Here is a 24,584-nt window from a genome sequence, read left to right on the forward strand (position 1 = left end):
GGAACAACAAGCGCCAGGCTGCAGGAGACCGCCATACATCGATAGCGGGTTTCATATCGATGACGATCTGAAGAGTGGGCGATTCTAAAAAAAGAGAAGGAGTGGTCGACACTCAGGCGACCGTGGCCCCGGTCTGGATTGCAGACTCGGTCACATCGAACGACTGTCCGGTCCCGACGATGCGATACGACCCGGTCGTCTTGACCTCGTAGGGGTTGCCTGATGTCGCATACGGGACGATGAACTCGCCGTTCACGCTCTGCTGCCGGTAGGTGTAGGTCCTGCCGGTGTTCGTGACGACCGGCACCTCGATCACGCCGTCTCCCTTGATATGCGCTCCTTTCACATATTCAAAGACCTTCACATACTTGATGTCAGGGATCCCCTCCTGAGCACCCATCAGGCTCTGGGCTCCATTGGAGGGCGACTCGTGGACGAGCCGGTAATGCTGCAGGGCCGTGACCTGCTCTGCAGGCAGGAAGTTGTTCGGGTTTCCGACCATCGCATGCATGCCTGCAGCGGCACGCAGGTTGTAGGCATCCGCATTCTTTCTGGCTTCGGTCGCGTTCTGACTCTCGGCCCGGGTGATCACCGGGTAACTGGTCTTGGCGGCGGCCGCGTCCTTGTACTCGATATAGTACGCCGTCGTCGGATCGGTCATCGAGCCGTCGAAGGTGTGGAGCCGGGCGATCATCGTCATGTAATACTGCTGGTTGTTGATCGACACGGCCTGGTACGAGGTCGAGGTCGTGGAGGTCGATGAGAGCAGCGTCGGCTGATAGGGCGTTACCCCGGCGGTGCTGTTGTACCAGGTCGACATCGCCCAGAATTTGCTGACATCCATCTCGATATCCGTCACCACGAAGCGTGTCTTCAAGGTATCGAGGATCTTGTCAGCATCTGACTCATTGGTGGCCATGAAGTAGGCGGCTGCCCCGGTCGGTCCGGCGACCCCTTCCTGGAATGGATTTGCGTTCGGCATCCTCTCCGCAATCAGGGTGATCAGGTGACCGTAGTCCCACCAGGACATCACCCCATACGCCTGCTCGGGATAGGTGAAGTTCTGCGAGGAGTAGATCTTCTTCATATCCATACCGGTCGCCGGCGTCCTTGCGTTCATCCACTCGAGCGCTTCACGCCAGTCCCCGTTCATCGAAAAGACGTTGGAGTTCGCTGTCGAGTAGGCCGGGACAAAGTCGGGGGTACCGTCACTGTTGAAGTCCACGAGGAAGAGCGAGAGGTAGGCAAACAGCAGGGAAGCGACGACGATCACCACAAAGACTGCAAGGTTCCCCGCGTCGATCCTCGCCGATGCAGGAACATGCTTCGCCTTCACCGGCGCCTTCTTCTGTTTTTTTGACGATTCAGGGGCAGCATCGGCGACCGGAGCCGGCTTATCGATCTTTTTACCGTTGATTCCGAGCAGCAGGCCCAGGTCCTTCCACCCACGTTCAAGGAAGGTGGAGGCTGCAAGCCCACCGACGATCGCAATGTTGGCAGCGAGGTAGTACTCGTACCGGATGTGCTGAATCGTTGCAAAGAGGATCACTGCCGACCAGATGAGGACGAAGAGGTGCTCCGGGCGGTTTTCATTCCAGCACCGGTAGAGGAGCACGCCGAACCCGAGGAGCATCAGCAGCAGTCCGAAGTGGAACGTCGACCAGGCCGACTCGACACTCCAGCCGCGAGCCTCCTGGATGGTGGTGGACATGTAGTTCTGCCCGAAGAAGCCGAGCAGGTTCCCGATCAGTTCCCCATAGATCTGGGGCAGGGCGAGGAACAGGATCAACCCGCCGACGACTGCGATGCCGGCCAGGGCCAGGGGATAGTAGTAGACCTCTTTCAGGTGAAGCCTCTGTGCGAGCAGGTACAGCACGGCCGTCATCACAATCAGCATCAGGTACGCCAGGGGGTGACCGAGGGTGTAGGCGGCGAACCCGAATCCCGAGGATTTTACCCCAAAGATCAGGAAGCAGACGATCGCCACACCGAAGGTGACCGCATTGACCAGCAGCAGCGAGAAGGTCTCGTGCTTCCGGTGGACATCGACCATGAACTGGACGACCGTGAAGATTCCGACCAGCATCGCGAACAGGATCATCGTCGGCATCGCCATCAGGCCGAGGAAGTAGGCTATCCCAGCCGCAACAGAGAGAAGGGCCGGAACCTTCAGTGTCGACCGGTCCGCCGGGTCGACCGTATGGGTCCGGGTGTACCGGACCACGTAGATGTAGGCCAGGCAGAAGATCGTGCTGAAGAGGACCTCGGCGATATGGTGGTCGCTGTACCCGAAGAGGGACCGGTAGAAGTACTGGCCGGAGACCACCGAGATGAACGCCGCGGCGAACAGACCGGTCTTCCAGTTCCCGAGTACCTCCCCGATCTTATACGTGACCGGGACCATGACGGCGGCCATCAGCGGCGGGACCAGCAGGGCGATGAAGATGATCGCAGGTCTGGTGTGGGCGCCGGTCAGCATGCAGAGGGTGGCGATGACCGTCGTGAAGAGGGGGCCCCAGAAGATATGCGTCCCAGTCGGGAAGTAGGTCATCGGGTCGAACCAGGGATAGTTCGGGAAGTTATTGAGCATCAGTTCGGCGAGCCTGACATTATAGATCGGATCGTCGCTGCCGACAAAGTTCAGGATGTCGGTGCTGCCCATATGCAGAGCGGGCAGGATCCGTATCCAGAGCGCGAACGCTGTAAAGACAGCAACGAGCAGTGGGATGAGATATGTTCTGTAGTCTTTGAGATCCGCTTGAGTCATCTGACCCTCCATTTCATAAAAAATTCTCTTCTATGAGTGTTTATAAATTTGGCAAGAAACGAAAAAGTTCACCCGGATAGTACCTTCATTCCGGCACATCCCGGAGACGGTATGACATCACCAGAGAACGGTTCGGTCACCCGATGCATCATGGTATCGGTATCGATTGATCTGCATGGGTGTGGGATCAAAAAAAGTGAGGGTTTTGTCACTCAGGCGACCGTGGCCCCGATCTGGATTGCAGACTCGGTCACGTCGAACGACTGCCCGGTCCCGATGATACGGTACGGCCCGGTCGTCTTGACCTCGTAGGGGTTGCCTGATGTCGCATACGGGACGATGAACTCGCCGTTCACGCTCTGCTGCCGGTAGGTGTAGGTCCTGCCGGTGTTCGTGACGACCGGCACCTCGATCACGCCGTCTCCTTTGATATGCGCTCCTTTCACATATTCAAAGACCTTCACGTACTTGATGTCAGGGATCCCCTCCTGAGCACCCATCAGGCTCTGGGCTCCATTGGAGGGCGATTCGTGGACGAGCCGGTAATGCTGCAGGGCCGTGACCTGCTCTGCCGGCACGAAGGTGTTCGGATTTCCGACCATCGCATGCATGCCTGCAGCGGCACGCAGGTTGTAGGCATCCGCATTCTTCCTGGCTTCGGTCGCGTTCTGACTCTCGGCCCGGGTGATCACCGGGTAACTGGTCTTGGCGGCGGCCGCGTCCCTGTACTCGATATAGTACGCCGTCGTCGGATCGGTCATCGAGCCGTCGAGGGTGTGAAGCCGGGCGATCATCGTCATGTAATACTGCTGCTTGTTGATCGTCGTCGTCTGGTACGAACCTGAACCTGAGGAGGTCGGGGCGAGCATCGTCAGCTGGTAAGGGGTCGCCATGGCAGTGCTGTTGTACCAGGTCGACATCGCCAGGAACTTGGTGACATCCATCTCGATGTCCGTCACCACGAAGCGTGTCTTCAAGGTATCGAGGATCTTGTCAGCATCTGACTCATTGGTGGCCATGAAGTAGGCGGCTGCCCCGGTCGGTCCGGCAACCCCTTCCTGGAATGGATTTGCGTTCGGCATCCTCTCGGCGAGGAAGGTGATCAGGTGACCGTAGTCCCACCAGGACATCACCCCATACGCCTGCTCGGGATAGGTGAAGTTCTGTGAGGAGTAGATCTTCTTCATGTCCATACCGGTCGCCGGCGTCCTGGCGTTCATCCACTCGAGCGCTTCACGCCAGTCCCCGTTCATTGATACGGTATAGGAGTTCGCCGTCGTATAGGCCGGCAAAAAGTCGGAGGTTCCGTCATTGTTGAGGTCCACCAGAAAGAGCGAGAAGTAGGCAAACAGCAGGGAAGCGACGACGATCACCACAAAGATCGCAAGGTTCCCCGCGTTGATCCTCGCCGATGATGGGACGTGCTTCGCCTTCACCGGCGCCTTCTTCTGTTTTTTCGACGACCCTGTCCCGGCATCTGTGGCCGGAGCCGGCTTATCGGTCTTTTTTCCGGTGATCCCGAGCAGCAGGATCATATCCCTCCATCCCCGTTCAAGGAAGGTTGAGGCTGCGAGGCCGCCGACGACTGCGATATTGACTGCGAGGTAGTACTCGTACCTGAGATGCTGTATTGTCGCAAAGAGGATCACTGCCGACCAGATGAGGACGAAGAGGTGCTCCGGGCGGTGCTCGCTCCAGCACCGGTAGAGGAGCACGCCGAACCCGAGGAGCATCAGCAGCAGTCCGAAGTGGAACGTCGACCAGGCCGACTCGACACTCCAGCCGCGAGCCTCCTGGATGGTGGTGGACATGTAGTTCTGCCCGAAGAAGCCGAGCAGGTTCCCGATCAGTTCCCCATAGATCTGGGGCAGGGCGAGGAACAGGATCAACCCGCCGACGACTGCGATGCCGGCCAGGGCCAGGGGATAGTAGTAGACCTCTTTCAGGTGAAGCCTCTGTGCGAGCAGGTACAGCACGGCCGTCATCACAATCAGCATCAGGTACGCCAGGGGGTGACCGAGGGTGTAGGCGGCGAACCCGAATCCCGAGGATTTTACCCCAAAGATCAGGAAGCAGACGATCGCCACACCGAAGGTGACCGCATTGACCAGCAGCAGCGAGAAGGTCTCGTGCTTCCGGTGGACATCGACCATGAACTGGACGACCGTGAAGATTCCGACCAGCATCGCGAACAGGATCATCGTCGGCATCGCCATCAGGCCGAGGAAGTAGGCTATCCCAGCCGCAACAGAGAGAAGGGCCGGAACCTTCAGTGTCGACCGGTCCGCCGGGTCGACCGTATGGGTCCGGGTGTACCGGACCACGTAGATGTAGGCCAAGCAGAAGATCGTGCTGAAGAGGACCTCGGCGATATGGTGGTCGCTGTACCCGAAGAGGGACCGGTAGAAGTACTGGCCGGAGACCACCGAGATGAACGCCGCGGCGAACAGACCGGTCTTCCAGTTCCCGAGTACCTCCCCGATCTTATACGTGACCGGGACCATGACGGCGGCCATCAGCGGCGGGACCAGCAGGGCGATGAAGATGATCGCAGGTCTGGTGTGGGCGCCGGTCAGCATGCAGAGGGTGGCGATGACCGTCGTGAAGAGGGGGCCCCAGAAGATATGCGTCCCAGTCGGGAAGTAGGTCATCGGGTCGAACCAGGGATAGTTCGGGAAGTTATTGAGCATCAGTTCGACGAGCCTCAGATTATAGATCGGATCGTCGCTGCTGACAAGGTTCAGAATGTCAGCGCTGCCCAGGTGCAGTGCGGGCAGAATTCGAATCCAGAGCGCAAATGCCGTAAAGACGGCAACAAGCAGTGGGATGAGATATGTCCTGTAATCTTTGAAGTCCGCTTGAGTCATCCGACCCTCCAGTTTAATAGGAGATGATCTTTTCCCACTGCTTATATATTTGGCATGAAACGGACCGTCCGTTCCCATCACCGGTCCCTGCACTGAATCTCAAGAAAGGGGAGTCGGCGGGGACGATGGCGGGAGAAGATCCGAACAAACGAACAGGGGATCGTCCCGATCACCCGTTGGACCACGGGATGAAGGACTGGACCGGTGGAGGAACCCGGACGATCGCGATCGACGCGCCGATGAAGGCCTGCTGCAGCCGGTCCGCCGGGAGGGGGCTGGCCTTCCAGGAGAGAGGAGAGGACGATCGGAACCGGGACCTGGTCGGGGGCACCCTCCCGGTCGGTCATCATCGTCCGGCAGGGATCTCATCCATTTATCGGGATCCATGCTGATATTCTACCCATGCAACCGATCACCGTGCTTCCGGTGGAAGGTCTTCCCCTGATTCGAATCGGGGACGACCTCGAAAAGATGATCACAGATACGATCCCGCTGCAGGACGGGGACATCCTGGTGATCGCCTCGACCGTCCTCTCGAAGGCGAGGGGATACACCCGGGACCTCGCAACCATACAACCCGGGGCACAGGCCAGACGACTGGCAGCCCTGAATGGAGAGGAACCCCGGTTTGTGCAGGCGGTGCTGGATGCCACCGAGGACCTGATCCTTGAAGAGCCGTTCATCCTCTCCGCCCTGGCATGCGGACATATCGGCGTCAGGGCCGGGGTCGACCACTCCAACATCGAGGACGGAAAAGTGATCCTGCTTCCGAGTGACCCGATGGGCGCTGCCCGTGAGGTGCAGGAGCGGATCCAGGCACTGACCGGCAGAACGATCAGGGTGATCATCACCGACACCTGCGGGCGATCCTTTCGACGCGGGCAGACCGGCCATGCGATCGGCTGGAGCGGGATGACCGCGATCCGGGACTTCCGCGGGGATACCGATCTCTTCGGCCATGAACTCGAGATCACCGAGGAGGCCGTGATCGACGAGATCGCAGGGTTCGCCAACTTCGTGATGGGCGAGAGCAACAACGGCGTGCCGGTGGTCGTCGTCAGGGGATGCGAGACCTGGTCCGGCCACGACAACCTGTACTTCAACCAGCACGAGGACCTGACACGAAGGGCGCTGACCAACCAGGCCGCCGTGCAGCGGATGGAATAGAGCAACAGTGTATCGGTAAAAAAAGGAAGACCCTTATTTCAGAAGATAGTTCAGGAGAATGATGATGACACCGACTGCAGCGGCAACCCCTATGACTATCATCGGCTCGATATGGATTGCCCTGCGGTCTTCACTCTCATAGTAGTTGACAAGACCGGCAGATGAGATCAACCGTCCGCCTCTCTTTTTCGCCATACCGATATATTTCATCTTATCAATATATAAATAATCACAGAGGAGCGAGATGGTGGAAGAGACCTGGTGCGGACGTGCCCTGATCGGGGAGGACTTCGAGGAACGGTGTGTGGAGATCTCGGTCCTGAATGGAAGGATACATCGCATCGAAGAGGTCCGTGCCGCACCAGAGACCTGGATCTGCCCGTCCTTTTTCAATGCCCACACCCATCTCGGCGATACTATCGCCATGGATTGCGCTGCAGAGGGCGATCTGACGGCCCTGGTGGCCCCGCCCGACGGGCTCAAGCATCGGCTGCTCAGGGCGGCGAGCCGGCAGTCGCTGGTCAGCGGAATGCACCTGAGTATCAGGCGGATGATCGGTGGCGGGATTCACGGGTTTGCCGACTTCCGGGAGGGGGGCGTCGACGGGGTGAATGCTCTGAAGGAGGCTGCTGCCGGACTCCCATGCAGGCCGGTGATCCTCGGACGAGACGGCGGGGAGGCGGTTGCCGACGGGGCAGGAATCTCAAGTGTCCGGGACTGCCCGGATGTCGAGGGGGTGGTCGCCAGAGCGCGTGCAGCCCGGAGACCGGTCGCCTTTCATGCAGGCGAACGGGACCGATTCGATGTCGACAGAGCGCTCAGTTATAACCCCGACCTGCTGGTCCACATGACGCATGCTACCGACCGACAGTTGAGAAAGGCCGCAGATCAGGGGATATCGATCGCTGTCTGTCCGCGTTCGAACTGGATGCTGGGGGTCACCGACTCCAGGGATCACCCTCCGCTGAAGAGGATGATCAACGCCGGCTGCAGCGTGCTGCTCGGGACTGACAACGTGATGTTCGTTGAACCCGACCTCTTCTCTGAGATGGCGTTCACGTCGACGATCTACCGGATCGATCCGCGCGTATTATTGCATGCGGCGATCGACGGAGCATTGCTCACCGGCAGTTCTCCTTATCTCAAAGAAGGGAGTGCTGCAGAGTTCTTACTGATAAATACTCAGAATACGAGTTTGATCCATTCCCAGGACATGGTGACAAGCATGGTGAGAAGGGTCGACCGATCTGTTCTCTCCAATACTCTTATAAAACAAAAAAAGGAATAGTACATGGCTGTTTTCCAGAGGTGCATATGTTCCACAAAGTACTTGTAGCAATAGACGGGTCCAGTCAGAGTCTGAAATCTCTGGAGCGGGCTATCGATGAGGCGAAGATCTGGAATGCCGAGCTTCATGCGATATATGTCGTCGAGATCGGACTCTTCTCATCGCTCCCGGTGGACAATACCTGGGAGGTCATGTACAGTCTTCTGGAGAAGGAAGGAAAGGAGATTCTCTCCGCCGCAACGAAGAATGCCGCCGATGTCGGGGTCGAGATGACCTTCCATCTGAAGCAGGGGCATGCCGGCCAGGAGATCATCACCCTCGCCGAAGAACTGGACGCAGACCTCATCGTGGTGGGGTCCCTTGGAAAGAGCAACATCGAACGATTACTCCTCGGAAGTGTCAGTTCCTTTGTGGTAATGAATAGTAGAATAACGACCATGGTGGTGAGACAATAACCGAGGCGCTTGTACAGGACTATATGACCTCCGATGTGGTCAGCGTGGAGATTCCAGGCAACCGCGACGATGTCCTGAAGATATTGAAGAGAACCGGGATCAGCGGTGTTCCGGTGATCAAGGAGGGGCGCCTGATTGGGATCATCACCAGGAAGGATCTGCTCAGAAAGCCTGACGAGACCCAGCTCGGTCTCCTGATGACGCCCGACCCGATCACGATCGGGCCCGACGCAACGATTCGGGATGCCGCCCGGCTGCTGGTCAAGCATAATGTCCGCAGGCTCCCGGTTGTTGAGGGTGGCGCCCTGATCGGGCTGATCAGTGTATCGGACCTGATCCATGCGATCGCACACATGAAGATCACCGATGTGATCAAGGGGACCTATACCAGCCAGACCTTCGCGATCTGGGAGGAGACTCCCCTGACCGTCGTCGGCAAGGTGATGGAGATATCCGGCTTCGATGCGATCCCGATCCTTGACGCAGAGAACACCCTCAAAGGGATCATCTCTGAACGCGACCTGATCAGGTCGACGGTGATCGAGGACAGTGTCGGGGTCAGCGATTTCTCCAATGGAACCGACGATGATGAGTGGACCTGGGAGAGTATCAGGGACAATCATACGCTCAGTTACAGTATCAGCAAGGTGCAGCTCCCAAAGAAGGCGGTTAAGAACGCAATGGTGAAGAACGTGGTCGCTGTTCCGCTGAATGCCGAGGTCAGCGAATGTGCCCTGAAGATGAAGCGGGCACGGATCGACCAGCTCCCTGTGATCAACGGGGATAAGAGGCTTATTGCGATGCTTTTTGACCGCGAACTGATAAAAGTGCTCTGTATTTAGTACTTTTAACCAAATCTTTAAATTTCATAAGGGCTTTGTAGATTGTGCAAGCGCTTTTATACTCATTATAGCGTGTTAATATTTTTGGGGTGTTTCAATGTCAGAAGCTGAGACATTAAAAGGAACGACAACCATCGGGATCGTTTTTAAGGACGGCATCATTCTCGCAACAGAGAAGCGTGCCACCATGGGAAATATGATCGCAAGCAAGCGAGCGAAGAAGGTGTATCAGGTAGCTGACCGGATTGGAATGACGACGGCTGGCGGGGTCGGAGATGCCCAGCAGCTGGCACGGATCATGACCGTCGAGTGCAACCTGTACCAGATCCGCCGCGGGCGGTCCATCTCGGTCGGTGCAGCCTCGACACTCCTGTCGAACTATCTGAACCAGAACCGCTACTTCCCCTATTATGTACAGTTGCTGGTCGGCGGTGTCGATGCGACAGGGCCGAGTGTCTACTCGGTCGACGCCATGGGCGGTGCGACCAGAGAGGACGATATCGTCGCCACAGGCTCCGGTTCGCCGATGGCCTACGGAGTTCTTGAGGACCGGTATAAACCGGACCTCTCCCAGGACGAGGCGATCGAACTCGCAATCAGGGCGCTCCGTGCAGCAATGCGCCGGGACTCGGCGTCAGGGGAAGGGATCCACGTGGTGATCATCACCAAGGATGCTTATTCGGAATTATCTGAAGAACGGTTACAGCAGTATACCGCTGCAGTCACCGCATAACTTTTTTTAGGACGATATTAATGGTCATCGAAGAGAGGCTTAAAGAGCTCAGAGATAAGATCAACGAGAAGGTGCCGGCAGGCATCACAGTATCGCAGGTTGAATTTGAAGGCCCGGAACTGGCCATCTATACAGACGACCCCAAGCGGTTCGCCGACGAGGCGGATCTGATCAGAATCCTGGCCCGCGACCTGCGGAAGCGGATTGTGATCAGGCCGACGATCCTCGAAGAGCCTGAGAAGGCAGTGAACGACATCAAGTCGGTCGTTCCCGAGGGTGCCGGCATCACTGACATCTTCTTCGATGCAGATACAGGCGAGGTGCTGATCGAGGCTGAGAAGCCGGGGGTCGTGATCGGAAAGAACGGGGCGACCCTCCGCGAGATCACCAAGGCCATCGGCTGGACGCCGAAGGTGGTCAGGACTCCTCCGATCGAAAGTACCACCGTCAAGCAGGTCCGCCAGTTCATGCGCTCGGTCAATGACGAGCGGAAGGACTTCCTGCGGACGATCGGAAGACGGATCCACCGGGAAGTCACCAACAAGGACCAGTGGGTCAGAGTCACCACGCTCGGGTGCTGCAGGGAGGTCGGCAGGGCCGCATTCCTCCTCTCGACGCCTGAGAGCAAGGTGCTGATCGATTGCGGGGAGAAGCCCGACAACAGCAACAACGGGACGCCGTACCTGTACGTGCCTGAGATCCACCCGCTCTCGCAGCTCGATGCGGTGGTCCTGACCCACGCCCACCTCGATCACTGTGCCCTGATCCCGCTGCTGTATAAATACGGATATGAAGGACCGGTATACAGCACCCCGCCGACCCGTGACCTCTCATCGATGCTCCAGCTCGACTACCTCGAGGTGATCAGGAAAGAGGACAAGAAGATCCCCTACACCTCCGCTGATGTCAGGAACTACCTGAAGCACTCGATCGTGCTGAACTACGGCAGTGTCACCGACATCGCACCGGACATCAAGCTGACCTTCCACAATGCAGGGCATATCCTCGGGTCCGCCATCGCCCACTTCCACCTCGGGGACGGGCTGTACAATATCGCGTTCACCGGGGACTTCAACTATGGGAAGAGCCGGCTCTTCAACCCGGCCGTCTCGACGTTCCCGCGGCTCGAAGCGCTCTTTATGGAGAGCACCTACGGCGGGGCGAACGATATGCAGCCGGCACGCAAGGACGCCGAGGAGAAACTCTACGAGACCGTCAACACGGTGCTCGGGCGTGGCGGCAAGGTGATCATCCCTGCGTTCGCAGTCGGACGGTCCCAGGAAGTGATGCTGGCCCTTGAGGAGGGGATGCGGCTCGGGAAGATCCCGAACGTCAAGATCTACCTGGACGGGATGATCAAAGAGGCGACCGCGATCCACACCACCTACCCGGAATATCTGAACAGCGACCTCCGGAACCTGATCTTCCGCGAAGGGCTGAACCCGTTCCTGGCTGAATGCTTTGTGCAGGTCGACTCGAACGAGCTCCGTGAGAAGGTGATGGTCGGCGACCCGTGCGTGATCATCACGACCAGCGGTATGATGAACGGCGGGCCGGTCCTCGATTACCTCCACAACCTGGCCGGCGACGAGAAGAACGCCCTGGTCTTTGTCGGCTATCAGGCGGACGGGACCCTCGGCCGCAGAATCCAGAAAGGATGGCGGGAGGTCCCGCTCGGCCGGCGCGAGACGATCGTGATCAACCTGGAGATCGTGACGGTCGACGGGTTCAGCGGTCACTCCGACCGGCGGCAGCTGATGAACTATGTCGGGCATGTCCAGCCGCACCCTGAGAAGATCTTCACGATCCATGGGGACGAGAACAAGACGATCGATCTGGCCAGTTCCCTCTACAAACGCTACCACATCGAGACTCACTCCCCGATGAACCTCGAGACCTACCGGATGATCTGATACCCAATCGAATTTCACCCCACTTTTTATGAAACAGCGTCTGACCCTCTGCATTGCCGTATTCACCGTGATGGCCCTCTCCAATGCCATCGTCCCGGTGCTTCCGTTATTTGCATCAGAGGCGACGATGCAGGGGTTGCTCTACTCGGCCTACTTTGTCGGAGCCCTCTGCACGGTGCTGCCGGGCGGGATCCTCTGCGAGCGGTTCGGCCGGGTGCCGCTAATCCACTGGGGGCTGCTGCTGAGCCTGGTCAGCGGTGCCCTGATGATCCTCGTTCCCGTACCGATGGTCTTCGCCGGTGCACGACTGCTGGAGGGGGTGGGGGCAGGACTCTTCATCTCGGCGGCGATGGCCTGGGTGAACTCTCAGCCGGACCATGCACCCCTGAGCGGCAAGTTCATGGCGTCCATCAACGCCGGCCTGATCGCCGGCCTGATCGTCACCGGCCTGATCCCGGAACAGTATGCCTATCACACGATCCCCGGGAGTTTCGTCCTCTTCACCCTGATGCTGGCGGTCGTGCTGGTGTTGAGCGCCGTGGTCAGGGAGGTGGCGTGTCCGCTGAGCCCACGGGAGCCGATCGCGGGCGCCCTGTTCTCCCACTGGTGGCTCTATGTCTCGGCATTTCTGCTGATCGGGGCCACCGGTGCGGTGACCGCCATCTATCCGGAGTTCACCGGGGGGTCTGCGGATCTCCTGGGAATACAGATCGCCCTCCAGAATGTCGCGACGATCGTCGCGGTGCTGGTCGCCTCCCGGTTCCGTCTCGACCCGATCCCGACGATCCAGGTCGGGTCGGTGGTCCTCGGCCTCTCGGTCCTGCTCTGCTACCTGACGCCCGCTGGCTTTGCGGTGATGGGGGCGGCTGCCGGGGTCGTGACCATCGCACAGATGGCGTTTCTGGCCGAGACCAGCACCGGGCAGGGGGTTACGATGGGGCTGTACAATTCGGCCTCCTATGCCGGGATGTCACTCCTGCCGGCGATCAGCGGGGCGGTCTTTCAGTACCTCGGGAGCGTGCCGGCCTTCCTGGTGGTCGCCGGGCTGGTCGCTATCGTCACCGTCACGATCCGGCGGTGCACGGCCTGTCGTCTGAAGCGGGTCTTCTGATGCCCCTAACAATCATTTAATTCGGCTTCCTCTCCAACGTACTGACAATGGCCCGCAATACTAGACCATCGCTGCTCTGGTCCATGATGAAAGGGACGGTGCTGCTGGTGATGCTCGTCTGCACGGCGCTCTTCATCGCAGAACATTTCGTACCCGAACTGCTTCCCTACTCCTCCTTCGATGATGCAGGCATGACCGTGCCGACGGCGCAGGTCACAACCAGTGCTGCAGCCCCGTTCTCCTTCAAGATCTCGCCGGCCTCGGCGACCGGACGGGCGGGCGACACGATCACCTACACCGGCGAGGTCACGGCCCAGCCCGGGTTCACGGGGCCGGTTCAGCTCTCGCTCGCAGCCAGTGCCGGGATCTTCAAGAAGACCTATGACCTCGGCACCCTGCAGCCGCCCTATCCGCAGTCGTTCAGTTACCCGCTGACGATCCCGGAGAGCCTGCCGGCGAACATCAATCTGAACGGTGTGGTGACGGCCACCTCAGGAAGTGCTGTTCAGAAGCAGACGGTCAGTCTCACGATAGGATAATTTTCATTTTTTTTAGATGAGTCGGGGGAGGGGTTCGAAGACCAGGTAGAAGAACTTGCTCAGTGTCATTACGTATTCAGCGCCGACTCGGGATGTGGGTTTATGCGGTTGGGGGTATAATCTACTGTTGCTGGGGAGGAATTGTTGTTGTAGGATCAGTACTTTGCTACACTCCCCCGGTCTAGTCTCTCATATTTTCCTCACATCCCCACAAATAAGTGATAGTGTATGGACAAAAAATATAGAAAAGAATAAATATTAGCCCCACCCCTCCTCAGTCGCCTTAAGAGGATATTCAGCATTCGATGGAACTCAACATGTTCATTATGTGTTGTGTCCATAATCGAGAAATGAGGTGAATGAAGTATGAAAAGAGCAATTTTGGTAATCGCAGTGCTTGTTGTTCTTGCACTTTTTGCAGTCCCCGCGCTCGCTGCACCGCCCCAGCACAAGGTGACGTACGGCGGATGGGGAGTCACCGAAGACTTCATGGGGTATCCCTTCGCTTTCATCGGCGACACCGTGCACTTCGCCGGTCAGGCCCAGCAGGCCGCTGACGGGACCTGGACGGGAGAAGGCACCTTCATGGACACCAACGGGACCAGGCTCAAGGCTCACCTGAACGTTACCTCGGGTATGTTATTTGAGGATACTGCCGGAACTTATGTCGGACTCATGGGCGATGCGGATGTGACCGTCGATAACGTCAAAATAGGGACGTATCCCTTCATTCAAATCCTTGGACCGACTTCTTTTGGGCCACAGACATATCTGTTGGGGATCTTCATCGATGATCCTCAGAGTTCTCCCCAGGTATGGTTCATTAGCGGAGATGGCAACATCAACGGTGGACCGATCAAAATCACATAATTCCAACCTTTTTTTCAAAGGTCATCCCAAAACAGATCCCAACCCTTCGTTACGTCGATGGAAGGATCCACGCACTCTGATATGGGGAATGAACTCGAGTCTTTGGATGACCTCATCAGGATATACTCGAATAATGCAACTGCGCAACAATCAGGGAATCGTTAAGAACATGCAAGATTTGCTACATACTGAGAACCGTGGTCCCCTAACATGATCATCCGCCGGAAGCGCCTCATCAAAAAAGGGTCGAAGCCCTGATCGAGAACAGGGCGAAACCGCCGGCTGGGGAACGAGGAAACCAGAGTACGGGACAGGGTTCATCAGATACGGGTGATGAAGGAAAACCCGATCACAAACCACTCAGCACTTTGCATACCATCCTGAGTATAGTGTTGAACGCATCATCCCTGGCTGATCGTAGACTCATACGAGTCGGAGATTGGCCTCCTTTGGATTAGATACGGTTAAGACTATTCGCAGAGTCCTCCGGACTCTTCTTAATATCGGTTCCCCTTCCAGGTGGATCAGAATTTGAGAAAACCGGACTGCATAAATGGTTGGGTTTTCGACTATACACGCATCGTTTGGGTATTTTTTATGGACCATGTATCATCCGGATGCACGACAACGCATCCCTCTACCCTGCGCCGGCTCGGCTGGACAGAAGAAGATCAGAAGGCTTTTCTGAAATATTCCGGACCCTACGTTCCTGGCCGCGTGGCCTGCCGGCAGAAGACCGTGTGGGACGTACTCACAGAAGACGGATCCGTTACGGCCGGCATCTCCGGAGCCCTGCGAAAACTCGGCCGTTTTCCGGCAGTCGGCGATTTTATCGTGCTGCTGCACCAGCCGGAAGCCGGTGTTTCAACGATCGTGGATATCCTCCCGCAGAGAACCCGGTTCACCCGTGGATCTTCGGGACGTGAAGGTACCGATCAGGTCATCGCTGCAAATGTCGATATCGTCTTCATCGTCACGGCAGCCGGCCATGACCTGAACGCCCGGAGGATCGAGCGCTACCTTGCCATTGCCCATGCATCCGGAGCCCGGCCGGTGATCGTGATCAATAAGTCAGATCGTGCGGAGGATCCCCATCTGCTCGCAGAGAGGATCATCCCGGTCTCGGCCGGGATACCGGTGATTCCCATCAGCGCACTCAGCGGTGATGGAATCAGAGGACTCGATCCCTACCTCGCCCCTGGCACAACCATTGCCCTCATCGGTTCTTCGGGGGTTGGCAAATCGACCCTGATCAACCGGCTACTGGACAACCCGGTGCAGGAGACCTCGCAGATCCGGGAATCCGACGGGAGAGGCCGGCACACCACGACCGTCCGCCAGCTCTTTCTCCTGAAGGGCGGGGCCTTGATGATCGACAACCCGGGCCTCCGTGAAGTGGGTGTCGGCACGGCATCAACCGGTATGGCCGAGACATTCCCCGACATTCTTGAACTGGCGGAAGGCTGCAAATTCTCGGACTGCCGGCATGAGCAGGAGCTGGGCTGTGCCGTGCAGGAAGCCGCACGAAGCGGGATCCTCTCCTCCTCAAGGCTTGAAAGTTTCCACCGGCTGATGCGGGAACTTTCATTCGAACAGGAGAAGGCGGAGATCGGCCTGGTCCGGTCCGAGAAGAGACGCTGGAAAGGAATAACAAAAATGGCCCGGGAAATCAAGAGAGGAAAAGGGGAGTAGGGGGCCGCACTCAGGTATCAGACGGGATAGGCAGACGCGGGTTCCGGATCAGGTATCCTGTCGTGCACACATCCGGACAGAAAGATGGATATTGGTTCGGCACCGATAACCGGTATGACTCTTACAGATGCACAGAAAGCGGAGGTCAGAGCAACGATGGACGCGTATGCCACGGCATACCGGACGGAGGACTTCCAGGGAATGATGGCGATATTCTCCCCCGAAATCTGCGGGTTTGGCAGCGGGCCGGACGAGGTTATCGAGAATCGCCAGGATTTTATCCGGCAGATCCAGCGTGACATGAGCCAGGCAACGGTTCTTGCAGTCGATTTTTCGGATACGAAGATTGCCGGCGATGGAACGGTTGCATGGGTCATGACCCGAACGTCCATCACCTTCACGGCTGACGAGTCCCCGGCGCAGACCATGCACGGCAGGTCGACGATGGTGCTGAAAAATACCGGAAGCCGGTGGTCCATCGAGCAGATCCACTTCTCCATGCCCTATGGCGGACAGGTTGCGGGGCAATCCTTTCCCGGTGCGTGAAGAACGGGACCGGTCGGTATATGGTTCGTGTTGGTCCGGACCGCACTATTCAGGGTCTGCTGAGCACGGAAGTATCGGTGCCGGCGTCCCTTTGCTGCCGTGGGACAGGCGCCGATCCAAAGATGACGCAACCATTCCCCTCTCCTTCTTATTCCGGCTGAAGTCTGCTGTTTATGTATGAAGCGACAATAATCTGTTACAGCGAGGAGATATTGTCGTATGTCCAGAGTATTGGCATCACCATCAAAATATATCCAGGGACCTGGAGAACTTTCACGAATAAAAGACCGCATCTCCTACCTGGGCGGGCCGGTTCTGTTCGTCATGGGGGGTTTTGCATATAACAATCTGAAAGGCGTCATTGAGGAGAGTTACAGAGATTCCGGATCTACACCGGTCTTTGAAAAATTCGGCGGAGAATGCACACGGAACGAGATCGACCGGATACGGACCAGGTACCGGGCGAATCACTGCACCGTGGTGGTGGGGGTAGGCGGAGGGAAGGCCCTCGATACCGCAAAAGGCGTTGCATTTTATGAGAGAGCCCCGGTTATTTCGGTCCCCACGATTGCATCGACCGACGCTCCCACCAGCGCAATCGCCGTTACCTACACAGAAGACCATGTCTTTGACGGCAATATTCTCCTTCTCCGAAACCCGGAACTGGTGCTGGTCGATACGGATGTCATTATCCAGGCACCGGTCCGGTTTCTCGTTGCCGGCATGGGGGATGCATTATCGACGTATTTCGAGGCCATGGCAAACGCTGCCTCGGGCCATGATAATTGTGCCGGCGGAAGATCGACCACCACTTCTGTGGCACTGGCACAGGTGTGTTACGAGATCCTGATCCGCGATGGCCTGAAAGCCAAACGTTCTGCAGAAGAGGGGGTCTGTTCCCCGGAGCTCGAGAATATCATTGAAGCGAATATTTATCTCAGCGGGGTGGGTTTTGAGAGCAACGGCCTTGCCTGTGCCCATTCAGTCTACAATGCTTTTACTGCACTGCCCCCATGCCACTCCATGTACCACGGCGAACTTGTTGCATTTGGTACTCTTGTTCAGATGCTCCTCGAAAAAAGGACGGATGCAGAGATTGCAGAGGTCCTCCGGTTCTGCACCAGCGTGGGACTCCCGGTTTCATTTACAGAATTAAGTACACAGGATCTCACCCGTGATGAGCTCATGAGCGTTGCGGTGACTGCATGCAGTCCGCAGAATTTTATGGACAGTATGCCGTTTACCGTGACGCCTGATATGATGTTTGACGCCCTGGTGGCGGCAGATGCCAGGGGAAGAAAATTCAGGGCAGCGGAGATGTGATGCCTCCGGGGGTGCCGGGGCAGTCTGGCGATCACAGGAAGCCTCCCTGTTCCGTCCGCGGGATTGCCTTACGGGGAATCCATCATCCGGTCAACCAGCTGGATGAGATCGAGCACCTCGATAGATGATCCCACAATAACACGCGCATCCTCAAGGTTTCTCCGGCAGAACGGGCAGACCGAGGCAAGGATACCGGTATCCATCCGGTCTGCAGCGGATATCTTCTCTTTTACAATCACGAATCTGGTACGACTCCGACACCAACGGGATGTATTCCGGATTCTTCGCATTCAATCGATCCGCAGATAAGAGATCGTTCACCGGCCGCGGGGTAAACACCGCTGATGGTGCAGATGCCCTGAAGAACACCACCCAGGTTCTGGAATGGTGTGATGGTAACCGATCCGGACCAAGCCCTCAGGTTGCGGCGCAGGCAGACCGGTGCCGATCTGGCGGGTGATCGACCAGGGGGGCCCCGCATTGGCTCTTACCCATCCAGCTCTATTTATCCTCCGTTACATCGCAGGTATGGTACTGATCATCCATGCCTACACGACTCAGGAACATCCGGTATTACCCAGTAGCTGCCGGCGTAGGTGCGCTCCTCGTTGCCCTCCTGATGATCGCAGGATGCCTCCAGGGCGGCACATCGGCAGGCTCTGCAGAGAATCGCACGACACCGGCAGCACCAATCCAGACCCGGTATTCAACCGGAGAAATTACCAGGATCAATGACCAGGCAGAAGAGGACGCTACTGCCTCACTCAATGCTATAGCCGCCATTCCCCCCGGGCAGCGTACGGTCGAGAACACCCTCCTTGCGTACGACCGGACACTATCCGATTACAACGATGCAATCGGACCACTCACCCTGATGCGGTATGTATATCCGGATCCGGCCATCGCCGCTGAAGGCAGTGAGGTCGCAACATCCTCCCAGATCTTCCTCAATGGGGTGACCACGCGGCGCGACCTGTACAGTGCACTGAAGGGTCAGGTTCCGCAAACCCCGGATGAAGCCCGGCTCTATAACGAGACCATCCGCGAATTCGAGCACAACGGGCTCAGGCTTCCGGACGACCGGCTGGCCAGGGTCAGAGAGATGCGGGCGAACCTGAGTTCTCTTGAATCGCAGTACATGTTCAACCTGAACAACGACAATACCACGCTTGAGTTCACGGAAGAGGAGCTGACCGGCGTCCCGTCAGCAACGATCGCCGCATTCAAAAAGACACCGCAGGGAACCTGCATCGTTACAACGAAATACCCTGACTACACCTCCGTGATGGCGAACGCCGACAAAAGTGGGACCCGGAAGAAGATCTTTGCGGCCTACTTCAACCGGCAGGCAGAGGCGAACACCGCCCTCCTTGAACAGGCTATAGATCTTCGCCGGCAGATTGCGCAGGAACTCGGGTATGCCACCTGGGCCGACTTCCAGTTGGACGGGAGGATGGCAAAGAGCACCGGCACGGTCATGACATTCCTCACAACGTTACAAGAACCCCTGCGGGAGAAGACCAGGGCAGAATTCGCAGGACTGCTTTCAATCAAGAAAGGGCTCGATCCCCAGGCAACGACGGTTGATCCCTGGGATATCGTGTACCTGCAGGAGATCCGGAAGAAACAGCAGTATGCGTACAACGACGACGAGGTCCGGGAATACTTCCCGATGGACAACGTGCTGCAGGGCCTCTTCTCGATCTACGGCACCCTCTTCGGCATCGGGTTCGATGAGGTGAAGGGTGCCCCGGTCTGGTCGCCCGAAGTGCGCCTGTTTTGCGTGAGGAACCTCTCCGACAACGCCACGGTCGGGTACCTGTATCTCGATCTCTATCCGCGGGACGGTAAGGACGCGTGGTTCTCCGAGTCCGATGTTATCAAAGGAAGGCAGAAGAACGGCTCGTATCAGGTCCCGGTGGCTGCAATTATTGCAAATTTCCAGGCCCCGTCAGGAAACAAACCCTCGCTCCTGACCCCATACGATCTGGAGACGCTCTTCCATGAAAGCGGGCATGCCATGCACAGTCTTCTCACCACCGCGCCCTATGGTACGATGTCCGGGACCAGTGTTGAGTGGGATTTTGTCGAGACTCCCTCACAGGCCCTTGAGGAGTGGGTCTGGGACCCTCAGCTGCTGGAATCCGTCTCAGGCCACTATACGAATACCTCCCAAAAGATCCCCGCGGACCTCCGCGACCGGGTCATCGCCGCACAGCAAGCTTCCATGGGAAGTGATTACAGCAACCGTATGGAGAGATCATTGGAGGATATGCGTTTCCACACTGCTACAGAACCGGTCAACGTGACAGAGGTATCATACCAGACATACGAGGAGGTGATGGGTATACCTCAGCTTGCAGGGACGCATCAACCTGCATCGTTCGACCATATCATGGACGGGTACGATGCAGGGTATTACAGTTATCTGTGGTCGAAGGTGTACGCCCTCAGCATCGTTGATACATTCAAACGCGACGGGATGACCAGCCAGACCGCCGGCATAAAGTTCCGGCAGGAGATACTTGCCCGGGGCAACATGGAGGACGGCAGCGTTCTCCTGAAAAATTTCCTGGGGAAGGAACCCGACATGGAGGCTCTGTATCGGCACATCGGGATTCATATGTCGCGGACTTCATCCGGGACTTAACGCACTACAATTTTTTAAAAAAAAATAAAAAAATATTGTCTGAAACCTGACTGATTATACCATCAGGTTTTCTCAAATTCAGGTTCACCCAAACTTAGGGAAGCGAACAAACGCATCTGATCCCAAAATTGGTCGATATCCGACCCTTTTGAGTCTACGATTGGCCAGGGATGGTGCGTTCAACACTATAGATATCACCCTCGGACCAGATGAGATCGAACTGTCCGTTCTCAAACGGGAGGTCGTCCTAGGAGGGGTCGACGGTCCGGACCCTTCCGCCCATCCACTCCCGGTCCGCCCATGCCGTGACGGTGTCGAGGAACTGCTGGCGGTTGTCGACCGCGGTGATCGTGCCGGCGGAGAGGCCGGCGAGGTCCCGGGTCTGGGCGTCCTCCGAGAGGAGATACAACCAGGCCTTCCATGTCGCACCGGTGCACCCCGGCCCTTGGCGGGGGAGGGGTTCGAAGACATGGTAGAAGAATTCCTCAGGAGTCATTGCTCTCTGGATCGCCGGCCGGGATGAGTGATTTGTGGTTGGTTTTTTGATCCGCTGTATCGGGAACGGGGTGCTATTATTGTGGGGGGAAATGAGGGTCGCTTTTAGCATATTTTTCTCTGGTTTCTTCTTGTCCTCTGGATGAAGAATAAGAAGATCCATATGAAGGGTTACCGGTAAAATGCAGCAAATTTGGAATACAAAGATTAAAAGAAGTTAATGTTTATGATGGCAACAATCCTGCTAAAAAGGTCATAAATGGGGCTATCAAGGTTATATGGTCAGCGGCGGTTGCAATAAATTGTTGATATTTTTGAACATATGATTCTGTTCTAACCGAGCCTTTAAGATCATTAAACGAGTTTAACCAAATAATTCTTTCTCGCTCATCTTGGATTTGATTGATAACAGTTTCAATTTCATCGAACTGGCTCATGTCGACATATTTTACGATATTTGTTGACTGATCTACGGAGTTGATATTTACTCTTGGATTATCTCCTGACACATAGATCATTGATGGAGAAATTGGTGAATCATCTACGGGAATTGAATCAAATAAACCCTTCATTTTTTGATTGAAATAACGGTTTAATATTTGTATAACGTTTTGATTGAATTGACTGATATTATCATTTATGTGAGAGGATTTGAAATATGCAAAACCAATTTGGTGATATTTAAATTCGTTCCTGTAAATTTTAAGACACAGTTGATAGAGAAACGCCTGCCGTTTCAAGGGATCTTCTGGGAGTACAAATATTCTTGAACCGTTAGGATAGGTTTTATTCCACCATTCATTGAATGGAATATCAAATTCTTTGAGCGGGGATGTAATGGATACAAGTACTTGATCTGTTTCACAAAAATTCATAAATCCATTGAAAAAAGTTTCAGCAGTATTAGCATTTGAACTCATCACGGATGATATTTGATGAGACAATTCCTGAAAACTATCATTAATTTGTATCCTTGTGAAATCGTTTGGCATGGTTTAATTTAGCATTTGAGTTTTTAAATCTTAATAATTCTCGCATCGACATTACATCTGTGATTAGATCTGGCACTACTTGAGGTCATCCCAAACGATCACAGGCCTTTGTCATATCGATGGAATGATCCACACTCGGCTATATTGATAATGAACGAGAGTTTTGCTTGAAAATCCAAAAAAATGAATATGGATAAGTGAGGATTTTCATCGGTTGAGCCTGTGACAATCAGTCTCATCGTCGTTTTGGGATGACCCCATTGCAAAAATGAGATCTGCGCCCGGACCTCCTGGTCGAGGACATTGGTGCTCGAGATCCGCCGGATCCCTAGATATTCCCAGAACTTCATCGCAAGCAGGAGCTCGTGAGGGACCAGAACCAGCTCGGCGAGCATCACCCAGAGCGGCAGGGCATAGAACGGGACCGGGACAGGTGACCCTGGCGGTCTATCCTTAGCAGTTCACCAATTTTTTAAGGCACCCGAATATGCCATTTATCACCAATATGCCGACAAATTTGGAATATTCATATATATTTAGGTGTCCTCATATGGCCTCACAAACCGGGAGCAGAAGATGCATTGATCGTCGTACGGTCGTCAGAAGGCGTGACCCCACACCATCCAATCACTGGATTAACGAACCGATCCCCGGCAGAGCTCGTTGGATAGGCTCGTTATGCAGTACAACAACATGAGAATCATTATATCCTGAACCGAAAATGTTCTAGTATGAAAGTTCTGAAGGCGATCATAGCTCTAATGCTCTTCACCCTCATCTGTGTCTCATCAGTAGGTGCATCCGAGATCCAGACCATCAACCCCGGATCGGCGACTGTTGCAGCCAACACCGGCATCTTTGCGATCGGCAGTGTCGGAAACGTGGGAGTCGGGCAGACCGCCGGTGCGACCCTCTATGTGAACAACGCGTGGAACCCCAGGTTCGGCGACACCTATATCGATGTCACCTGGGACCCATCAGTCGCCGAGTATGTCTCCACTGAGATCAAACTGTCGTCCAACACCACCGGTGCCGAAGGCGGAGCCGGTCATGTGCGGATCGCACTCGGCGACTTCCGGAACGGATACCCGACCGGCAGTTACCCGATCGCGACCATCAACCTCAAGGCACTGAAGGCCGGGACTACCCCGCTGACCGTCTCGATCGACCATGTCAGGTACTGGTCATCAGACCTCACGACCTTCACCGACATCACCTCGAGCGCGAGGGCATTGAGTGGTACCTTCTCGACAGGTGCACTCTCAGGAGCAGTTCTTGACCCCGGGTATGCATATGAAATCGGATCGGTACAATCCGGGGCCTGGCAGACCTATACCATGGATGTCAGGAGCTCCGATGATTATGATATCCTCGCCCTCGTGTACAACCAGGCGAACGACTTCGATCTCTACATATCCAACCCCCAAACCGGTGCCGTCTATACCTCGGCCACGACACCCTACAGTACAGAGAATGGCCTCACCTACATCTGGGCGGTCTCAACAATCAAACCCGGGAAGTATTTGGTCTCCATTCACTCCACCAGCGGGACCGGGAACTTTGCGTTCATCCATTTCTACAACAGGCAGCCCACCCAGAGGGCAGCCGCCTGATCACCGCAAGCTCTCCATGGTGCGGGTCCCCCCACCATCCAGGGTTCCCTGAACCTTTTTTTATCGAGCCTGTTCATTATGGTTTTCACAGAGAAAGCCATGTGATTTTTTACCATACAGTAGCCAAGGATAATCTGAAAAAAGAACGGATGGAATAGATGCGATCTACCGACGATCCGCCGGCCATGACGGAGGAATGCCAGCCCGGGAGAGGAGTGGAGAAGGGTCGACCGGTTCCCGCCCGGACACTTCACTTCAGACTATACTCACGTAGTTTCTCGGCGATCTGATCCCCGTCATGGCGCAGAATATCCGGATTCATAGGTTTGGACAGAAGGAAGACCAACAGGATTCTAAGAACAAGACCCATAACCCTCCAGGGCGGAGGCGGGCGAAGAGCTCGTGAATGGCGACCTCTCCAGTGAGCTCGACGAGGTCCGCCACAGACCCGATATGGCCCATATGATAATGGGTGAGGATAAGGTCTTTCAGGTCCCCGGGGTTCCTCTGGAGGGCATCCAAAATAAGCGAGACGATCGTTGAACTGCTCCGCGGCATACCCGAATCGATCAGAACAAGTCCATCCCGATCGAGGAGATATCAGTTCCCATTCACGCCCGGCACCTGGTACACTCCGGGAAAATTTCATAGTCGGTCATTTGATACTCGCCTCCTCCAGGTAAAATCTATCTTTCTGAAACCTCTCCGACATTCTATCATC

22 protein-coding genes and 1 pseudogene are annotated in these 24,584 nt (G+C 56.0%); 15 read left to right on the forward strand and 8 right to left on the reverse strand.

Going from position 1 to position 24,584, the window contains the following annotated elements:
* Nucleotides 1–112: 112 nt before the first annotated feature.
* Nucleotides 113–2,767 (reverse strand): oligosaccharyl transferase, archaeosortase A system-associated, encoded by a 2,655-nt coding sequence (locus ACFKSJ_RS05685; protein WP_440951290.1) that lies wholly within the window; start codon nucleotides 2,765–2,767, stop codon nucleotides 113–115.
* A gap of 212 nt (nucleotides 2,768–2,979) precedes the next feature.
* Nucleotides 2,980–5,634: an oligosaccharyl transferase, archaeosortase A system-associated gene (locus tag ACFKSJ_RS05690; protein WP_440951291.1), complete on the reverse strand. Its 2,655-nt coding sequence runs from the start codon at nucleotides 5,632–5,634 to the stop codon at nucleotides 2,980–2,982.
* Nucleotides 5,635–5,759: 125 nt separating this feature from the next.
* On the opposite strand from ACFKSJ_RS05690, the gene ACFKSJ_RS05695 reads away from it, so the two are divergent.
* Together ACFKSJ_RS05695 and ACFKSJ_RS05700 are read left to right on the forward strand one after the other, a co-directional pair.
* Nucleotides 5,760–6,026 (forward strand): hypothetical protein, encoded by a 267-nt coding sequence (locus ACFKSJ_RS05695; protein ID WP_440951292.1) that lies wholly within the window; start codon nucleotides 5,760–5,762, stop codon nucleotides 6,024–6,026.
* Between the two features lie 10 nt (nucleotides 6,027–6,036).
* Nucleotides 6,037–6,801 carry a coenzyme F420-0:L-glutamate ligase gene (locus tag ACFKSJ_RS05700; RefSeq protein WP_440951293.1) on the forward strand — a complete coding sequence of 255 codons (765 nt, stop codon included), beginning with the start codon at nucleotides 6,037–6,039 and terminating at the stop codon, nucleotides 6,799–6,801.
* Nucleotides 6,802–6,834: 33 nt separating this feature from the next.
* Here ACFKSJ_RS05700 and ACFKSJ_RS05705 read toward each other — a convergent pair whose 3' ends face one another.
* Nucleotides 6,835–6,996 (reverse strand): preprotein translocase subunit Sec61beta, encoded by a 162-nt coding sequence (locus tag ACFKSJ_RS05705; RefSeq protein WP_440951294.1) that lies wholly within the window; start codon nucleotides 6,994–6,996, stop codon nucleotides 6,835–6,837.
* A gap of 49 nt (nucleotides 6,997–7,045) precedes the next feature.
* Here ACFKSJ_RS05705 and ACFKSJ_RS05710 point away from each other — a divergent pair, with 49 nt between their 5' ends.
* From ACFKSJ_RS05710 to ACFKSJ_RS05760, 11 genes are all read left to right on the forward strand, one after another.
* On the forward strand, nucleotides 7,046–8,089 hold the full coding sequence (locus ACFKSJ_RS05710; protein ID WP_440951295.1) for an amidohydrolase family protein: 1,044 nt from the start codon (nucleotides 7,046–7,048) through the stop codon (nucleotides 8,087–8,089).
* Between the two features lie 26 nt (nucleotides 8,090–8,115).
* A complete protein-coding gene (locus ACFKSJ_RS05715; RefSeq protein ID WP_440951296.1) occupies nucleotides 8,116–8,544 on the forward strand; it encodes a universal stress protein in 429 nt (142 codons plus the stop codon).
* Between the two features lie 23 nt (nucleotides 8,545–8,567).
* Nucleotides 8,568–9,386 (forward strand): CBS domain-containing protein, encoded by an 819-nt coding sequence (locus ACFKSJ_RS05720; protein WP_440951297.1) that lies wholly within the window; start codon nucleotides 8,568–8,570, stop codon nucleotides 9,384–9,386.
* A gap of 97 nt (nucleotides 9,387–9,483) precedes the next feature.
* Complete coding sequence (gene psmB / locus ACFKSJ_RS05725) at nucleotides 9,484–10,119, forward strand: archaeal proteasome endopeptidase complex subunit beta (RefSeq protein ID WP_440951298.1); 636 nt, start codon at nucleotides 9,484–9,486, stop codon at nucleotides 10,117–10,119.
* A 20-nt stretch (nucleotides 10,120–10,139) separates the two neighbouring features.
* Nucleotides 10,140–12,032, forward strand: coding sequence for a beta-CASP ribonuclease aCPSF1 (locus ACFKSJ_RS05730; RefSeq protein WP_440951299.1), 1,893 nt, complete (start codon nucleotides 10,140–10,142; stop codon nucleotides 12,030–12,032).
* 28 nt (nucleotides 12,033–12,060) lie between these two features.
* Entirely contained in the window at nucleotides 12,061–13,143 is a 1,083-nt protein-coding gene (locus ACFKSJ_RS05735) for an MFS transporter (RefSeq protein ID WP_440951300.1), read from the forward strand.
* A 47-nt stretch (nucleotides 13,144–13,190) separates the two neighbouring features.
* Nucleotides 13,191–13,682 (forward strand): hypothetical protein, encoded by a 492-nt coding sequence (locus tag ACFKSJ_RS05740; RefSeq protein ID WP_440951301.1) that lies wholly within the window; start codon nucleotides 13,191–13,193, stop codon nucleotides 13,680–13,682.
* Nucleotides 13,683–14,048: 366 nt separating this feature from the next.
* Nucleotides 14,049–14,552 (forward strand): hypothetical protein, encoded by a 504-nt coding sequence (locus ACFKSJ_RS05745; RefSeq protein ID WP_440951302.1) that lies wholly within the window; start codon nucleotides 14,049–14,051, stop codon nucleotides 14,550–14,552.
* Nucleotides 14,553–15,149: 597 nt separating this feature from the next.
* Nucleotides 15,150–16,244, forward strand: a complete 1,095-nt coding sequence (rsgA, locus tag ACFKSJ_RS05750; protein WP_440951303.1) for a ribosome small subunit-dependent GTPase A — start codon at nucleotides 15,150–15,152, stop codon at nucleotides 16,242–16,244.
* 114 nt (nucleotides 16,245–16,358) lie between these two features.
* Nucleotides 16,359–16,790: a nuclear transport factor 2 family protein gene (locus ACFKSJ_RS05755; protein WP_440951304.1), complete on the forward strand. Its 432-nt coding sequence runs from the start codon at nucleotides 16,359–16,361 to the stop codon at nucleotides 16,788–16,790.
* A 231-nt stretch (nucleotides 16,791–17,021) separates the two neighbouring features.
* Nucleotides 17,022–18,113, forward strand: a complete 1,092-nt coding sequence (locus ACFKSJ_RS05760; RefSeq protein WP_440951305.1) for a glycerol dehydrogenase — start codon at nucleotides 17,022–17,024, stop codon at nucleotides 18,111–18,113.
* Nucleotides 18,114–18,181: 68 nt separating this feature from the next.
* Here the strand turns inward: ACFKSJ_RS05760 and ACFKSJ_RS05765 are convergent, their stop codons facing one another.
* Entirely contained in the window at nucleotides 18,182–18,352 is a 171-nt protein-coding gene (locus tag ACFKSJ_RS05765) for a hypothetical protein (RefSeq protein ID WP_440951306.1), read from the reverse strand.
* Between the two features lie 305 nt (nucleotides 18,353–18,657).
* Between ACFKSJ_RS05765 and ACFKSJ_RS05770 the strand changes: the two genes are divergently transcribed.
* On the forward strand, nucleotides 18,658–20,763 hold the full coding sequence (locus ACFKSJ_RS05770; protein WP_440951307.1) for a M3 family metallopeptidase: 2,106 nt from the start codon (nucleotides 18,658–18,660) through the stop codon (nucleotides 20,761–20,763).
* A gap of 247 nt (nucleotides 20,764–21,010) precedes the next feature.
* Here the strand turns inward: ACFKSJ_RS05770 and ACFKSJ_RS05775 are convergent, their stop codons facing one another.
* From ACFKSJ_RS05775 to ACFKSJ_RS05785, 3 genes are all read right to left on the reverse strand, one after another.
* The gene (locus ACFKSJ_RS05775) at nucleotides 21,011–21,259 is read right to left on the reverse strand and encodes a hypothetical protein (RefSeq protein ID WP_440951308.1); all 249 of its coding nucleotides are present in this window, start codon (nucleotides 21,257–21,259) and stop codon (nucleotides 21,011–21,013) included.
* A 223-nt stretch (nucleotides 21,260–21,482) separates the two neighbouring features.
* Nucleotides 21,483–22,250, reverse strand: coding sequence for a hypothetical protein (locus ACFKSJ_RS05780; RefSeq protein WP_440951309.1), 768 nt, complete (start codon nucleotides 22,248–22,250; stop codon nucleotides 21,483–21,485).
* 98 nt (nucleotides 22,251–22,348) lie between these two features.
* Entirely contained in the window at nucleotides 22,349–22,645 is a 297-nt protein-coding gene (locus ACFKSJ_RS05785; RefSeq protein ID WP_440951310.1) for a hypothetical protein, read from the reverse strand.
* A gap of 336 nt (nucleotides 22,646–22,981) precedes the next feature.
* Between ACFKSJ_RS05785 and ACFKSJ_RS05790 the strand changes: the two genes are divergently transcribed.
* Nucleotides 22,982–23,863, forward strand: a complete 882-nt coding sequence (locus tag ACFKSJ_RS05790; protein WP_440951311.1) for a cohesin domain-containing protein — start codon at nucleotides 22,982–22,984, stop codon at nucleotides 23,861–23,863.
* Nucleotides 23,864–24,181: 318 nt separating this feature from the next.
* Here ACFKSJ_RS05790 and ACFKSJ_RS05795 read toward each other — a convergent pair.
* Nucleotides 24,182–24,451: pseudogene (locus ACFKSJ_RS05795) on the reverse strand (MBL fold metallo-hydrolase); the annotation flags it as partial.
* Between the last annotated feature and the right edge of the window lie 133 nt (nucleotides 24,452–24,584).

The organism is Methanosphaerula subterraneus (genome assembly GCF_052055875.1).
Lineage (GTDB): Archaea > Halobacteriota > Methanomicrobia > Methanomicrobiales > Methanospirillaceae > Methanosphaerula > Methanosphaerula subterraneus.

Bases quoted from the DNA above. Each gene is read 5' to 3' on its own strand.
- rsgA (WP_440951303.1), top strand. From the start codon at position 15,150: ATGGACCATGTATCATCCGGATGCACGACAACGCATCCCTCTACCCTG.
- ACFKSJ_RS05780 (WP_440951309.1), bottom strand. From the start codon at position 22,250: ATGCCAAACGATTTCACAAGGATACAAATTAATGATAGTTTTCAGGAA.
- ACFKSJ_RS05755 (WP_440951304.1), top strand. From the start codon at position 16,359: ATGACTCTTACAGATGCACAGAAAGCGGAGGTCAGAGCAACGATGGAC.
- ACFKSJ_RS05720 (WP_440951297.1), top strand. From the start codon at position 8,568: ATGACCTCCGATGTGGTCAGCGTGGAGATTCCAGGCAACCGCGACGAT.
- ACFKSJ_RS05690 (WP_440951291.1), bottom strand. From the start codon at position 5,634: ATGACTCAAGCGGACTTCAAAGATTACAGGACATATCTCATCCCACTG.
- ACFKSJ_RS05735 (WP_440951300.1), top strand. From the start codon at position 12,061: ATGAAACAGCGTCTGACCCTCTGCATTGCCGTATTCACCGTGATGGCC.
- ACFKSJ_RS05710 (WP_440951295.1), top strand. From the start codon at position 7,046: ATGGTGGAAGAGACCTGGTGCGGACGTGCCCTGATCGGGGAGGACTTC.
- ACFKSJ_RS05715 (WP_440951296.1), top strand. From the start codon at position 8,116: ATGTTCCACAAAGTACTTGTAGCAATAGACGGGTCCAGTCAGAGTCTG.
- ACFKSJ_RS05785 (WP_440951310.1), bottom strand. From the start codon at position 22,645: ATGCTCGCCGAGCTGGTTCTGGTCCCTCACGAGCTCCTGCTTGCGATG.
- ACFKSJ_RS05745 (WP_440951302.1), top strand. From the start codon at position 14,049: ATGAAAAGAGCAATTTTGGTAATCGCAGTGCTTGTTGTTCTTGCACTT.
- ACFKSJ_RS05695 (WP_440951292.1), top strand. From the start codon at position 5,760: ATGGCGGGAGAAGATCCGAACAAACGAACAGGGGATCGTCCCGATCAC.
- ACFKSJ_RS05775 (WP_440951308.1), bottom strand. From the start codon at position 21,259: ATGACTCCTGAGGAATTCTTCTACCATGTCTTCGAACCCCTCCCCCGC.
- ACFKSJ_RS05705 (WP_440951294.1), bottom strand. From the start codon at position 6,996: ATGGCGAAAAAGAGAGGCGGACGGTTGATCTCATCTGCCGGTCTTGTC.
- ACFKSJ_RS05790 (WP_440951311.1), top strand. From the start codon at position 22,982: ATGAAAGTTCTGAAGGCGATCATAGCTCTAATGCTCTTCACCCTCATC.
- ACFKSJ_RS05740 (WP_440951301.1), top strand. From the start codon at position 13,191: ATGGCCCGCAATACTAGACCATCGCTGCTCTGGTCCATGATGAAAGGG.
- ACFKSJ_RS05730 (WP_440951299.1), top strand. From the start codon at position 10,140: ATGGTCATCGAAGAGAGGCTTAAAGAGCTCAGAGATAAGATCAACGAG.
- ACFKSJ_RS05770 (WP_440951307.1), top strand. From the start codon at position 18,658: ATGCCTACACGACTCAGGAACATCCGGTATTACCCAGTAGCTGCCGGC.
- ACFKSJ_RS05700 (WP_440951293.1), top strand. From the start codon at position 6,037: ATGCAACCGATCACCGTGCTTCCGGTGGAAGGTCTTCCCCTGATTCGA.
- psmB (WP_440951298.1), top strand. From the start codon at position 9,484: ATGTCAGAAGCTGAGACATTAAAAGGAACGACAACCATCGGGATCGTT.
- ACFKSJ_RS05685 (WP_440951290.1), bottom strand. From the start codon at position 2,767: ATGACTCAAGCGGATCTCAAAGACTACAGAACATATCTCATCCCACTG.